The organism is Pseudomonas sp. P5_B2, from assembly GCF_056400445.1.
In genome coordinates, this window is the sequence record NZ_JBFULH010000008.1 from 14,498 (window position 1) to 28,082 (window position 13,585).

Genomic DNA, 13,585 nt, shown 5'->3' on the forward strand with positions numbered 1-13,585 from the left:
TTGAAAACCAAAGGTTGCCTATTAGTGCGCTTATCAACAGAAAAAACCACTCTAGACTGAGACCTCATTCAACCAATCGAGGAACAGCACGATGAAAATTCTATTGATAGGCGCAGGCGGCACCATCGGTTCGGCGGTCGACAAGGAACTGTCCCCGCGTCACGAGATCATCCGCATCGGCCGCAGCAGTGGCGACTTTCAGGTGGATATCAGCGACAGCGCCTCGATCCGCAAACTGTTCGAACAGACCGGAAAATTCGATGCGCTGATCTGCGCGGCAGGTAACGTGACCTTCGCACCACTGGCTGAAATGACCGAAGCCAGCTTCGCGCTGGGTCTGAAAGACAAGCTGATGGGTCAGGTCAATTTGCTGCTGATCGGCCGCGAGTTCGCCAACGACGGCGCCTCGTTCACCTTCACCACGGGCGTACTCAGCCATGACCCGATTCGCAGCGGCGCCTCGGCAGCGCTGGTCAACGGTGCGCTGGACAGCTTCGTGCGCGCCGCATCCATCGAACTGCCTCGCGGCCTGCGCGTGAACTCGATCAGCCCGAATGTGCTGCTGGAAGCCATGGGCAAATACGCTCCCTACTTCCGTGGTTTCAAACCGGTTCCTGCAGCTGATGTGGCATTGGCCTACGCCAAAAGCGTGGAAGGCTTGCAGACAGGTCAGACTTTTCATGTGGGCTGAACCCTTGTGATGAACGGTCAGGCTGAGTAACGTGGCGACACTTGTCTGGAGAGTCGAAGATGCGTGTTGCCCGTTCCTTAATCGTTGTTGCCCTGCTGCCGCTGTTTGCCGCCTGTCAGTTGTTTGATGGCCCGCGTGAAAGCGCCTCCCACGTGGGTCAGACCCGCATGCAAGGCCAATTGACGGCAGCGGATGGCAAATTGCTGTTCCAGCCATGCAATGAAACACGCAGCTTTGTGGTCAACGACACCGGCAATACCAGCGTGCTGCAACAGGCTGCATCCCTGGCCGATACCAAGGGCAAGTTGTTCGCCGACGTGCGCGGGCGCATCGTCGACAGTCGTCTCGACCTTGAGCAGCTGTACCGCGTCGAACGCTCGGGCACGGCGTGCGACGATCCCAATTTCAAACTGCAGACTCTGCGCGCAGCCGGTCACTCGCCTGAGTGGAACGTCAAGGTCACCGGCAAAGGCATGGTGATTGATCGCGCCGGCCAACCGCCTCTGGCCCTGCCTTACGTGGAAGAACAACTGGGCGATGGCCGTTTCAACCTCGGCACCGAGGCCAATAACCAGCACATCGAACTGTGGGTCACGCCACAACGTTGCGTCGACAGCACCACCGGCAGCGTCCAGCACATGAGCGCGGAACTGCGCATCAATGGCCAGGTACAGCGCGGTTGCGGGTATTTCGGCGGTTCGCGTAACGACTGATCGTTTAGGCCTCACGGGAATCCGCCTTTGGGGCTTATAATCGCCCGTTTCAAACGCCTTGGCGCAGTTGTGCGCCCCGCGAACCGGGTCCTGCCATGTTACGAATCACTGAACTGAAGTTGCCGATCGACCATCCCGAAGAAGACCTGCGCCCTGCCATCGTGCAGCGCCTGGGCATCGCCAGCGATGACCTGCTCGATTTCACCTTGTTCAAGCGCAGCTACGATGCGCGCAAAAAGTCCTCCGAACTGTGCTTCATCTACACCATCGACCTCACTGCCAAAGATGAGGCCGCGTTGCTGCACAAATTCGCCGATGACCGTAACGTCAACGTGGCGCCGGATGTCAGCTACAAAGTGGTCGGCCATGCGCCGGCCGATCTGCAGCAACGTCCTGTTGTCGTGGGTTTCGGGCCGTGCGGGATTTTCGCCGGGCTGCTGCTCGCGCAAATGGGCTTCAAGCCGATCATCCTCGAACGCGGCACCGAAGTGCGCCAGCGCACCAAGGACACGTGGGGTCTGTGGCGTAAAAGCGTACTGAATCCGGAATCGAACGTGCAGTTCGGTGAAGGCGGCGCGGGGACCTTCTCCGACGGCAAGCTCTACAGCCAGATCAAGGACCCGAAGTTCATCGGCCGCAAAGTCCKGCACGAGTTCGTCAAAGCCGGTGCACCGGAAGAAATTCTCTACGTCAGCAAGCCTCACATCGGTACGTTCCGTCTGACCGGTGTAGTGGAAAACATGCGTGAGCAGATTCGCGCCTTGGGCGGCGAAGTGCGCTTCCAGCAACGCGTTACCGACGTGTTGATCGAAGACGGTCAATTGGTCGGCGTCGAACTCAATGGTGGCGAGCAGATTCATTCGAAACACGTGATTCTGGCTTTGGGCCACAGCGCCCGGGACACCTTCCGCATGCTCCACAGCCGGGACGTGTTCATGGAAGCCAAGCCGTTTTCCGTGGGTTTCCGCATTGAACACCCGCAGTCGCTAATTGACCGCGCACGGTTGGGCAAGTACGCCGGCCACCCGAAACTCGGGGCTGCCGACTACAAGCTGGTGCACCACGCCAAGAACGGTCGTTCGGTCTACAGCTTCTGCATGTGCCCGGGCGGCACCGTGGTCGCGGCGACCTCCGAGCCGGGTCGCGTGGTCACCAACGGCATGAGCCAGTACTCGCGTAACGAGCGCAACGCCAACTCAGGGATCGTCGTCGGGATCACCCCGGAAGTCGATTACCCGGGCGGCCCGCTGGCCGGCATCGAATTGCAGGAACGCCTGGAATCCCACGCCTTTGTGCTGGGTGGCAGCAACTACGAAGCACCGGCGCAACTGGTCGGCGACTTCATTGCTGGCAAGCCATCCACTGAACTGGGCAGCGTTGAACCGTCCTACAAACCAGGCGTTGCATTGGGTGATTTGGCGTTGGCCTTGCCAGCCTTTGCCATCGAAGCCATTCGTGAAGCGTTGCCAGCGTTCGAGAAGCAGATTCGCGGTTACTCGCTGCATGACGCCGTGTTGACCGGGATCGAGACTCGCACCTCGTCCCCACTACGCATTACCCGTAACGAGTCGATGCAGAGCCTGAACGTAAAGGGCTTGTTCCCGGCGGGCGAAGGCGCGGGTTATGCGGGCGGGATTTTGTCGGCGGGTGTGGATGGGATTCGGATTGCAGAAGCGGTTGCCCGCGACATCCTCGGCCTCGAGGCCTGATAGGCGGTAACAGATACAAACGAGCACATGTGGGAGTCGGGCTTGCCCGCGATAGCGGTAGATCATTCAAAACATGTATTGAATGTTAATCCGCCATCGCGAGCAGGCTCGCTCCCACATTTGATCTTCGGTGTCAAATGTTGGCGCGTAGTACCGTCGATGGCAGCGGCTCACCGCGCTCGACACTCGCCGCCACGGCATCCATCAAACCACTCAACTCATACCCCTGGCCCTTGAGCCAAGCCTGATCGTAATAGGTGGTGGCATAGCGTTCACCGCCGTCACACAGAATCGCCACGATCGACCCCGACTCCCCCACCACCGCCATTTGCTGAGCCGCTATCAAGGCGCCGATCAGGTTGGTCCCGCTCGATCCGCCCACCCGTCGCCCCAGTCGTTGCGCCAGATAGTGCATGGCCGCCAGGGACAACGCGTCCGGCACTTTGACCATGGCATCAATCACCTTGGGCAGGAACGACGCTTCCACCCGTGGCCGGCCAATCCCTTCAATCCGCGAACCATAGTCCAGACGCAGACTGGCATCGCCGGTCTGGTAGTAATCAAAAAACACCGATCGTTCAGCATCGGCGCACAGCACACGGGTGCAATGCTGGCGATAACGCACGTATCGGCCAAGCGTCGCGGTGGTGCCGCCCGTGCCGGGGCTGGAGATCAGCCAGCTCGGCTCCGGGTGCTGCTCGAAACGCATTTGATGGAAGATCGATTCGGCGATGTTGTTGTTCGCCCGCCAGTCGGTGGCGCGTTCGGCGTAGGTGAATTGGTCGATAAAATGACCATCATGCTCGTGCGCCAGCCGTTCGGACTCGGCATAGATCTGGGTCGGGTCATCGACCAGATGACTCTGGCCACCATAGAAAGCAATTTGCGCGATCTTCTCTTTGGAGGTGGTCGCTGGCATCACAGCAATGAATGGCAAACCCAACAGGTTGGCGAAATACGCCTCGGAAATCGCCGTCGAGCCGCTGGACGCTTCAATCACCGGCGCACCGGGCTTCAACCAGCCATTGCACAAGGCGTAGAGGAACAATGAACGCGCCAGACGATGTTTCAGGCTGCCGGTGGGGTGGCTGGATTCATCCTTGAAATACAACTCGATACCCGGAAAACCCGGCAGCGGCAAGGGGATCAGGTGGGTATCGGCGCTGCGCTGGAAGTCCGCTTCGATGATCCGGATGGCTTCGCGGGCCCACTGTCGGTTGTCGCTCATGATGGTTTTCTCGTGGAATCAGGCAAGAGTCAGCCTTTTTGCAAGGCTCAGCCCCAAGCTTAGGAAAAAACCTACAGCACGCACAGGTACAGCTGACGCTCAATACGGCCGGCAACTGCTAGGCTCAAGTCCGGTCCCGTCCTTCACATTGTTACGGTATATAACAAAAAAGAATATAACTTTTGTTTTAACAACTAACGGTACGGGTTAGGGTGTGCCACCTTTTGAATTATCGATGGAGAGCGACCTTGCCTCTGCGTAGCACTTTCACTCGCTTCTTTCAGTTGGAAGCTGCCAGCGGTCTGTTACTGATCGCCGCTGCAGCCCTGGCTTTAATCATCAACAACTCATCCCTGTCGTGGCTCTATAGCGGGCTGCTGGACACCCCTGTGGTCGCACAGATCGGCGCGCTGAAAATCGCCAAGCCGTTGCTGCTGTGGATCAACGACGGCCTGATGGCGATGTTCTTCCTGCTGATCGGCCTGGAAGTGAAGCGTGAAGTCCTCGACGGCCAATTGTCGAACCCCTCGCAAATCGTCCTGCCCGGCGCCGCRGCGATTGGCGGTATGGTCGTGCCAGCGCTGGTCTACTGGTTCTTGAACCGTGAAGACCCGGCAGCCCTGGGTGGCTGGGCCATCCCGATGGCCACCGACATTGCCTTCGCCCTCGGCGTACTCGCCTTGCTGGGCAAACGCGTGCCGGTGTCGCTGAAGCTGTTTCTGATGACCCTGGCGATCATTGACGACCTGGGCGCGATCATCGTCATCGCCGTCTTCTATTCCGGGACGCTGTCGACGCTGTCGCTGGCACTGGCTGGCGCCTGCATCATCGCACTGATCGCCATGAACCGGCTCGGCGTGGTGAAGCTCGGGCCGTACATGATCATCGGTTTGATCCTGTGGGTTTGCGTGCTCAAGAGCGGCGTTCACGCGACCCTCGCCGGGGTGACGCTGGCCTTCTGCATCCCGCTGCGCACCAAAAACGCCGAAACTTCGCCACTGCTGACCCTTGAACACGCCCTGCACCCGTGGGTGGCGTACGGAATCCTGCCGCTATTCGCTTTCGCCAATGCCGGCCTGTCCCTGAGCGGTGTCACCGTTGAAAGCTTCACCCACCACGTACCGATGGGCATTGCGACGGGCCTGTTGCTGGGTAAAACCGTTGGCGTGTTCGGCCTGACCTGGCTGGCGGTGAAAATCGGCATCGCTGCCCTGCCCCAAGGCGCTAACTGGGGCCATGTGCTGGGTGTGGCGATCCTCTGCGGGATTGGTTTCACCATGAGCCTGTTTGTCGGTTCACTGGCGTTTGAACCTGGCGTCAGCGATTACGCCGGGATGGACCGGATGGGAATTTTGACCGGTTCGATTCTGGCAGCGTTGATCGGTTATGCCGTGACGGCGATGGCGAGCCGCAAGAGCGCCGTGCTGAAATCCTGAGCGATAGAGAACTCTCTTAGCAGCATTCAGGATTCGTCCTACAGCCACGATTAACCTCGTTCGTTAACGTCGCACAGCTCCTTTTTTCGGAGCTGTCGACAGACGAACGCAAGGAAGATCAGTGGCTGGCAACAAGGACGTTCCTCGGGTTAAAAACCCGCCCTCCGGTGACGGTCATCACGTCACCCACCGCTTCATGACAACTACCGAACTGGCCGAGTTCACACTGCGCGGCAGTCAGCAGGTGGCGGATCTCGGAGAGGGTGTTGAACTGATCTGGACACCAGTGGTGGATGGCTCGGACACCCTCGGTATTCCAGCGCTGGAGGCTGCGCCGCAAGCGCCACATATCTGGGTGTATCCGCCGACGCCGATGGCGGACAGCATTATCGTGAACCCGGTGTATCCGCCTGAGTACAAGGATTTCATTCTTGTGTTCCCGGCGGACTCGGGGGTGAAGCCGGTTTACATTGTGGTGAGTGTTTCTGACCACAATTACCATCCGGCACCAACAGGACTTACTGCTTTTCCTGACGCGACAAAATCAAATCGTAAGACTTCCGTAAAAGGCGGTGGCGGTCTTAGGAAGCGATGGAAAAACCCAAAGGGGATAATTTTCGAATGGGACTCGCAGCACGCAGCTGTCGAGATGTACGACAGACGTGGCCGTCATCTGGGTGAATATGATCCAACCACGGGCGAGCAGACCAATCCCGCAGATAAGACCAGGAGTGTTGAACCATGATTTACGTCATAGAAGTATTTGATAAAAAAACCGAGCTCATCGCATTCGAAGAAGAATTGCCGAGCGGCTACGAAAAAGAACTGAAAGAAATTATGGGATGGACGACAGACCAACAAGGATGGGAGGGATACAACCTCACTACCGACCAGCTTGCTGCGTTGGAAGGAGTACTCGGCAAGAAAATTTATGATCCAGCCTATCTATTTCAGCTGACCTGCAACGCCTAGAAACAACAGCACTCAATTTTCATCTCAAATAAAAACCCCGACCAGTCACCTGATCGGGGTTTTCCTTTACCCGTTTCCCGCTTAGTGCGAAACGCGGCTAGTCCCATCAACAGTAGCAATCCGCACCCGCTCACCCACACGGAAAATTTCATTCTCCTGAACCTGCTGAACATAGGCGCGCGTGCTGCCGTCGTCTTCGCGTACGGTGATTTCAACACCCTGTGTGCGGGTCAGGCCTTCTTCGGCTGCCGAGCCCAACAGGCCGCCGGCGACTGCGCCGATGACCGCGGCGACGATGCTGCCGTTGCCTTGACCGATGGAGCTAGCGCCTACACCGCCGACCACTGCCCCTGCAGCGCCGCCGATTGGGGTTTTGGTGCCTTCGATTTTCACTGGGCGCAGCGCTTCGATGGTGCCCATGCGAATCGTTTGAACACGACGCGCCTCATCACGGGAGTAGGAGTCACCGGTCAGGCTCGATTGGCAGCCGGTGAGCAACATCGCCATCGTGGAAAAGGAAGCAACCAACAAAACAGACTTACGCATAACATCAACTCCAAAGGACAGGTCTTCATTAAACCCCGCAGCTTGACGCGTGTCACGGCATCGCCCGGATAAAAATGGTTTGATTCAGGCCCGATACAGGCGCCTCGAATAACTCACCAACCGGTTAGCGGCAATTGCCCGAATCCACGCCGCCCCAAGGATTTTCATGGACTACTTCATCATTGTCGTCACTACCGTCGCGGGGCTGTACTTCCACGGGTGGCTGTACGTGCGGATAAAACGCTGGATGGACCGCGACCTGGCGTTGGCTTTGGCGGGGAAAGACGAGCTTAAAAAAGCGTTCATGCTCCAGCAACTGGAAAACGCTCAAGCGCAGAAAATCAAGCGTCGAGACTTACAGCAGTGGCTTGAAGCCGCTGCTGCAAGGTATCCCGAACGGTAGACTGCCTAGGGTGCCAGACGTTCAAGAATCCAGTCGGCGCCCTTTAAGCGGTAGTTGAGGCGATCATGCAAGCGGCTCGCGCGACCTTGCCAGAACTCGATGCGCTCCGGCAGCAAGCGGTAACCGCCCCAGTGATCCGGGCAGTGAGGCGCCGTGTTGCTGAAACGTTGCTCGGTGTTCTTGAGCAGCGCTTCCAGTTCCGCACGATCCGCAATTACCTGGCTCTGCGGTGACGCCCAGGCACCCAGTCTGCTGCCCAATGGACGAACCTGGAAATAGGCGTCGGACTCTTCAGGCGATACTTTCACCACCCGACCTTCGATGCGCACCTGGCGCTCCAGGGCCGGCCAGAAAAAGGTCATGGCTGCGAACGGATTCGCCGCCAGATGCTGTCCCTTGGCACTTTCGTAGTTGGTGAAGAACGTAAAGCCCTGCACGTCCAGACCTTTGAGCAACAGAATGCGGCAATGCGGTCGACCGTCCTGATCGACCGTCGCCAAGGTCATGGCATTAGCCTCCACCGGCGCTTGTTCGGTTTTCACCGCGTCGGCAAACCACTGGTGGAACAGCCCGAATGGCTCTACCGGAGCTTGAGCCTCGGTCAGGCCATCACGGGTGTAGTCACGACGCATATCAGCCAGGCGCTGGGTCATGGCGCAGTCCTTTTGGTTAACGAATCACTTCTTGGCGGTTTCAGTGGCGACGTCAACTTTCTTGGTGTCGGCAACTGCTTTGGCCGGCGCAGTCTTCTTCGCCGGTGTTGCGGTTTTAGCGGGCGCTTTCTTGGCGGTGGTTTTRCTGGCCGGGGCCTTTTTCGTGGCAGGTACAGCTGCTTTCTTCGCGGCGGGCGCCGGAGTGACCGGTGTGGCCGGGGTGGCGACTGGCTTGATGTCCTTGGCAGCGACCATGGTCACGGGCGCAGGGGCCGGCATGTTGTACTTGCTAAGCAGCGCCACCATGGTGTTTTGCGGGGTTACCAGCAATTCCACACGACGATTCAGGGCACGACCTTCAACGCTGTCGTTGGCCGCACGCGGGGCGTCACCGCCCATACCACGGAGCATCAGGCGATCACGCTGCAAACCGCTGAGACGGAAGATTGCGGCCACTGCTTGTGCACGTTCCTGACTCAGTTTCACGTTGGCAGATGCGACGCCCGACGTATCACTGTGGCCCAAGACCAGCACGGCAGTTTTCGGGTCGACTTCGAGCATTTTCGCAACACGGGTGAACGGGCCGAGGGTGACCGGCATCAGCATGGACGGACGATCCGGGTTAAACGAGCCTTCTACTGGCGCGATGACCACCAACACGTTTTCACGGCGTTCAAGTTTCAGGTTGCTGTCCTTGATCGCTTCGCGCAGGCGCGGCTCGTAGTCGTCAAGCCAGGCCTGGGTGACTTTAGGGTCTGGCATCGGCACGGCTTTGGTGCTGCTTTTTCCCTCCCCAGCGAACGGCCAGTACCACTTGCTACCCGCGTCTGCATCAGCCTTGGCCACTTGGGCCGGCTTGGCTGCAGGTTTTACTGCAAGCTCTGCATTAGTCATTTCAGCGGCGCCATCGGAACCAAACGGCCAGTACCAAGTGCTGGCACTCTCACTTTTGACAACGGGTGCTGTGGCGGCAGGTTTCAGCGGGGCTGGGGCCGGGGTCGGTTCTTTAGCGGCGACTTTGTCGGACGAACCGAACGGCCACCAGCTGCTGCCATCGGAATCACTTTGTGGGGTCTGTGCACAACCGGTGATAGCGAAGCACAGGGCCAGGGCGAGTGTTGATTTGGATGACATTGGATATCCACAAAATTGAAGTAATGAAAAGTCAGACCGGAGCGGTCCGCTTAAACTGACGCTTTGAATCAGAAAAGGCTGCCGGGTTCCGTTCTGGAACCCGGCAGCGTGTTTTACAGACAAGTGGCCAATACTCGCGCAAGGTTTTGCGCGCGTGGATCCATCAAGACGTACGGCCCCAGGGTATTTGTCACAAAACCGAAGGCCACATCACGTTCCGGGTCAGCAAAACCGATGGAGCCCCCAGCGCCCGGATGACCAAACGCACGTGGGCCGAGGCCGTAAGTCGCGTTGGGAACGTCCGGTTGATCAAGCATGCAACCCAGACCGAATCGGGTCCGGGTCAATAAAGTCTTGTCGTCGCCGAGGCTGTGTTCGCGGGTCAGCTCGTCGAGCATTTCGCTTTCCAGCAGGCTGCCATCCAGCAGACCGGCGTAGAAGCCGGCCAGGCTGCGCGCATTGCCATGGCCGTTGGCAGCGGGTTGCTGCATGCGCCGCCACTCGGGTTTATTGGTGCTGGTCATGATCGATGGCGGATTGATGAAGGCGCGGGTGGACATTGCAGTGGGCTCGCGCATCATCACTTGCAACAAGCGCTGGGCCGCTGCATCGCCGACATTGCCCTTGCCACGGGCGATGTGCGCCACACGATGAAACTCTTCATCGGCCAGGCCGACGTGGAAATCCAGTCCCAATGGCTTCGCAATCCGCGCCACGATGGACTCGCCCGGCCCACGACCGTCGGCGCGGCGCAACAACTCGCCCACCAGCCAGCCATACGTGATCGCGGCATAGCCGTGGCCCTGACCCGGCGTCCACCAAGGTGCTTCGGCCGCGAGGGCATCGACCATGGTTTGCCAGTCGTAAAGCGCTTCCGGCGCTAGCAACTCACGCAACGCCGGCAAGCCGGCTTGATGGCAGAGCAACTGACGCAGGGTCACGGATTCTTTGCCGGCAGCGGCAAATTCGGGCCAGTAGCGGGCAATCGGCGCATCCAGTTGCAGCTTGCCTTCAGCCACCAATTGCAGGGCCGTAACGGCGGTGAATGTCTTGGTGCAGGAGAACAGGTTGGCAATGGTGTCGCTGTGCCAGGCTTCGCTGCCGTCTTTGTCGGCGGTGCCGGACCAGAGATCGAGGACGGTTTCGCCGCCGATCTTGATGCACAAGGCTGCACCACGTTCCTGAGGATCGTCGAACAGCGCCGCGAAAGCTTCGCGCACTGCTTCGAACTTAAGCTCGTAATGACCCTGAATCTGCACCCGCATTGCTCCCGAAAAATCGCTATACAAAGTGGCCCGCATTGTTCCAGCCCTTGAGGGTTTTGGGAATGGGGTTGGGCCGGGCGGTCGATAGCCCATGGATTGGATTAGAAATTTATGGTGTCTTTTCGGACGCCATCGCGAGCAGGCTCACTCCTACAGGGGATCTTTGGTGTGACGGAGATCCAGTGTAGGAGTGAGCTTGCTCGCGATGAACGATGACTCGGTTTCAGTTCTTAATGACCATTACCAGAATGCCCACCCGCCTGCCCGGCGCCCTTCCCCGAGCCTTTTCCGGCCTCGGCCTTTCTGCCGCCTTCGGCATCGTGGCTGGCTTTGTCGGCCTCGGTCGCCGCTTTCTCGGCGGCTTTGCCCAAGTGGTCGACAGTGGCCAGGTTGCTCTTGCGCACAGACTCGACAAAACCCTGGAACGGCAGATCGGTAATGCCCACCAGACCGAAGTGGCCATTCTCACCGTCCAGCAAACGCCCGGTCACGGGTTGGTCCAGATACTGGAACCAGTGCACACCGACAATCGAAGGCTCGCTCAGCGCTTGTTTAAGGAAGTTTGCGTAGGCCGGCCCACGGTCTTCTTCCTTCGCCAATTGCGTCACACCGCCCCAAAACGGGCCGCGGTCCGTCGAGCCGAAGTTGAATTCGGTGATCAGCACCGGTTTGTCGAGGCTGCGCAGTTTGGCGAAGTCGTAACCGTCTTGCGGTTGCAGGGTGTACATGTTGAAACTCAATACGTCGCAATACTGGGCGCAGGAGTCTACGGCTTCCGGGGTGCTGATGGCGAAACGGCCACCTAGCAACAACTGGTTCGGTGCATGCCACTTGAGCGAATCGGAAATGGTTTTGAAATAGGTGTCGGCGAAGACCTTCTGGAAGTATTTGAAGTCGGCTTCGATTTCCGGGTGATCAGCGCTGGGCAGCGGCGGCACGAAGCCCGGGTCTTCCATCAATTCCCAGGCAGGCAAGTCGATGCCCCAGGCTTTGGAAAGACCGGCCTGATTGCGATATTTATCCCGCAGTTGCTTGAGAAACGCGCGTTTGGCCGGCACATCGGTGGTCATTTTCAAGGTGCCGTAAGCCAAGGCGTAACGGGCTTTAGGGTCATCACCGGGACCGGCCCAGGCCAATTCGTTGTCGGCGTAGTAGCCGATCAGCCACGGATCGTCGCGATGGTCGCGGGTGGCAATGGCCACGGCTCGTTCGGTGGCCATGGCGAAACGCGGATCGAACGGATCGGGCATACCACCCCACCAGTCGGTGCCAGTGCTGATACTGGCGTAATCACCGACGATCGACAGCGGCAAGGTGTAAGGCACTCGATCAGCATTGCCCAGCGCCGCAGCGCTCCAGTTACCTATGGTGTTGAAACCCCAGGCTTGCAAGCGATCCAGGGTGTGACCGGTCCAGCGTTGTTCATCCACCACCGCTATGCAGGGTTCGGCGGGTGTGTTCAGTGCAGCTTTCGCGACAGTCGCGTCAACGGCGCCGGTCTTGGCGGCTTCGGCAACGCCGGATTCGGCTGTCGACGGGATCACAGGTGGCTCGGTGGACTTCTCGACCGTTGCTTCGACCGCATCGGCCTTGGCTGCGGCGGCTACGCCGGCCTTGGTGTCACTGCCCAATACACAAGGCTCGCCATACAAACGCTGCAAGTTGGCGCCATAAAAGTCGTACCAGCGACCGGCGTCGTAGCTGCGACCCTGGTCCGCACCATTGCCGCCACGGTTGTTACCTTCACCAAAATGATTAGCCAGCGCTTCATCGGGTTTTGGCAGGGATTCGAACATCCACTCGCGACCAGCGACGTAGGTCTGGTTTACGTCCGGGGTCACGGTGTTGACCCCAAGCGAATAGAACGGATGCCCTTGCGGGGTCACCAGATACCAGCGACCGTCACGCTTTTCGGTGCGAAAAAAGCCGCTGGCGTTGAACGTCGGGCCTTTGGTCCAGCCACCGAAGGTGTCCAGAGATGATTTTTCGCGCTCGGCCAGCCAGGTTTTCAGTTGCTGCTGTTCCTTGGCGGCAGCGCTTTTGAGCTGCTCATCGCTGCTGACCTTTTCCGGCCATTTGGCTCGGGTCGACTGACCGTACGCATCCACCAATCCGCCATAGACATCGTGGATCACCGCCTCGCCGTCCTGCACGCCAAAACGTTCCAGCAAAATGTTCTGGGCCACTTTCGGTTGATCCATCGACAAGGTCACCGACACCACTTGGCCGCGATCCAGTTGCCCGGCGCTGCTGGCCAGCAAAATGCGCTGCCCGTCGACCGTCATCGGCATCGGTGGCCCGGCTTTCATGCCCTGGCTCAAGGGTGAGCTTGCCACTAACGGCACAAGCAAGGTCTGCGCAGGGCCGGCCGGCAAATCGACGCGACTGAACAGTGTCTTGCCGTCATTACTCTGGATTTTTACGTAAAGGGTTACGGCCCAGTCCATCGCACTCTGGATTCGCAAGCTCATGACGCCCGACTGCGACCAGTCCCAGGCACCGGTTTGCGGCGTCAGTCGCAGACTCGGCTGGGCCACCGGATTGAACGTGACCCGGCGCAAGACTTCGCCTTCGGCTGTTTGCTCCGCATTGGATTGCGGCAGGCTGGCATCCTGAGTCGTCACCTGGACCACGTCGGCCGGGCGTACAAAGTTGAACAGCGTCTGTTGGCTGGCGGGCGCCGCCAGCAAAGGGGCTGCGAACATCAGGGCAAATACAACGGGCAACGAACGGCGAATCATAGGAACGTGTTTCTCCCTAACGACCTTCAATGGTCAGTGGAAAAGCGATGGTAGAGAGATAGACAGCGCGGTGGGCAAATGTGCCCACCGGTGT

Annotated in this window: 12 protein-coding genes and 1 pseudogene; 7 read left to right on the top strand and 6 right to left on the bottom strand. The window is 58.9% G+C overall.

Features of this window, described 5'->3' with window-relative positions:
* Positions 1-91 precede the first annotated feature (91 nt).
* The 3 genes from AC1DRJ_RS02135 (at position 92) to AC1DRJ_RS02145 (ending at position 3,113) form a co-directional block, all read left to right on the top strand.
* Positions 92-691, top strand: coding sequence for a short chain dehydrogenase (locus AC1DRJ_RS02135; RefSeq protein WP_477800601.1), 600 nt, complete (start codon positions 92-94; stop codon positions 689-691).
* Positions 692-750: 59 nt separating this feature from the next.
* Positions 751-1,404, top strand: a complete 654-nt coding sequence (locus tag AC1DRJ_RS02140) for a COG3650 family protein (RefSeq protein WP_477800602.1) — start codon at positions 751-753, stop codon at positions 1,402-1,404.
* Between the two features lie 95 nt (positions 1,405-1,499).
* Positions 1,500-3,113, top strand: coding sequence for an NAD(P)/FAD-dependent oxidoreductase (locus AC1DRJ_RS02145; RefSeq protein ID WP_477800603.1), 1,614 nt, complete (start codon positions 1,500-1,502; stop codon positions 3,111-3,113).
* A 133-nt stretch (positions 3,114-3,246) separates the two neighbouring features.
* Here AC1DRJ_RS02145 and AC1DRJ_RS02150 read toward each other — a convergent pair whose 3' ends face one another.
* Positions 3,247-4,344 carry a PLP-dependent cysteine synthase family protein gene (locus AC1DRJ_RS02150; protein ID WP_477800625.1) on the bottom strand — a complete coding sequence of 366 codons (1,098 nt, stop codon included), beginning with the start codon at positions 4,342-4,344 and terminating at the stop codon, positions 3,247-3,249.
* A gap of 245 nt (positions 4,345-4,589) precedes the next feature.
* On the opposite strand from AC1DRJ_RS02150, the gene nhaA reads away from it, so the two are divergent.
* From nhaA to AC1DRJ_RS02165, 3 genes and pseudogenes are all read left to right on the top strand, one after another.
* Positions 4,590-5,777: a Na+/H+ antiporter NhaA gene (gene nhaA, locus AC1DRJ_RS02155; RefSeq protein WP_477800604.1), complete on the top strand. Its 1,188-nt coding sequence runs from the start codon at positions 4,590-4,592 to the stop codon at positions 5,775-5,777.
* A gap of 208 nt (positions 5,778-5,985) precedes the next feature.
* Positions 5,986-6,522: pseudogene (locus tag AC1DRJ_RS02160) on the top strand (colicin E3/pyocin S6 family cytotoxin); the annotation flags it as partial.
* Positions 6,519-6,749 (top strand): DUF7683 domain-containing protein, encoded by a 231-nt coding sequence (locus AC1DRJ_RS02165; protein ID WP_477800605.1) that lies wholly within the window; start codon positions 6,519-6,521, stop codon positions 6,747-6,749. The pseudogene AC1DRJ_RS02160 and the gene AC1DRJ_RS02165, both read left to right, overlap by 4 nt.
* A gap of 81 nt (positions 6,750-6,830) precedes the next feature.
* Here AC1DRJ_RS02165 and AC1DRJ_RS02170 read toward each other — a convergent pair whose 3' ends face one another.
* Positions 6,831-7,295 (bottom strand): outer membrane lipoprotein, encoded by a 465-nt coding sequence (locus tag AC1DRJ_RS02170; protein WP_477800606.1) that lies wholly within the window; start codon positions 7,293-7,295, stop codon positions 6,831-6,833.
* Between the two features lie 166 nt (positions 7,296-7,461).
* Between AC1DRJ_RS02170 and AC1DRJ_RS02175 the strand changes: the two genes are divergently transcribed.
* Entirely contained in the window at positions 7,462-7,698 is a 237-nt protein-coding gene (locus AC1DRJ_RS02175) for a hypothetical protein (protein ID WP_477800607.1), read from the top strand.
* Positions 7,699-7,703: 5 nt separating this feature from the next.
* Here the strand turns inward: AC1DRJ_RS02175 and pdxH are convergent, their stop codons facing one another.
* The 4 genes from pdxH to AC1DRJ_RS02195 form a co-directional block, all read right to left on the bottom strand.
* On the bottom strand, positions 7,704-8,351 hold the full coding sequence (pdxH, locus tag AC1DRJ_RS02180) for a pyridoxamine 5'-phosphate oxidase (protein ID WP_477800608.1): 648 nt from the start codon (positions 8,349-8,351) through the stop codon (positions 7,704-7,706).
* A gap of 24 nt (positions 8,352-8,375) precedes the next feature.
* Entirely contained in the window at positions 8,376-9,485 is a 1,110-nt protein-coding gene (locus tag AC1DRJ_RS02185; RefSeq protein WP_477800609.1) for an OmpA family protein, read from the bottom strand.
* Positions 9,486-9,598: 113 nt separating this feature from the next.
* Positions 9,599-10,744: a serine hydrolase domain-containing protein gene (locus AC1DRJ_RS02190; RefSeq protein WP_477800610.1), complete on the bottom strand. Its 1,146-nt coding sequence runs from the start codon at positions 10,742-10,744 to the stop codon at positions 9,599-9,601.
* Positions 10,745-10,980: 236 nt separating this feature from the next.
* Positions 10,981-13,491, bottom strand: a complete 2,511-nt coding sequence (locus tag AC1DRJ_RS02195; protein ID WP_477800611.1) for a beta-agarase — start codon at positions 13,489-13,491, stop codon at positions 10,981-10,983.
* Positions 13,492-13,585: the final 94 nt, after the last annotated feature.

Coding starts and splice junctions, on each gene's coding strand:
- AC1DRJ_RS02135 (WP_477800601.1), top strand. CDS start 92: ATGAAAATTCTATTGATAGGCGCAGGCGGCACCATCGGTTCGGCGGTC.
- AC1DRJ_RS02140 (WP_477800602.1), top strand. CDS start 751: ATGCGTGTTGCCCGTTCCTTAATCGTTGTTGCCCTGCTGCCGCTGTTT.
- AC1DRJ_RS02165 (WP_477800605.1), top strand. CDS start 6,519: ATGATTTACGTCATAGAAGTATTTGATAAAAAAACCGAGCTCATCGCA.
- AC1DRJ_RS02170 (WP_477800606.1), bottom strand. CDS start 7,295: ATGCGTAAGTCTGTTTTGTTGGTTGCTTCCTTTTCCACGATGGCGATG.
- AC1DRJ_RS02175 (WP_477800607.1), top strand. CDS start 7,462: ATGGACTACTTCATCATTGTCGTCACTACCGTCGCGGGGCTGTACTTC.
- pdxH (WP_477800608.1), bottom strand. CDS start 8,351: ATGACCCAGCGCCTGGCTGATATGCGTCGTGACTACACCCGTGATGGC.
- AC1DRJ_RS02195 (WP_477800611.1), bottom strand. CDS start 13,491: ATGATTCGCCGTTCGTTGCCCGTTGTATTTGCCCTGATGTTCGCAGCC.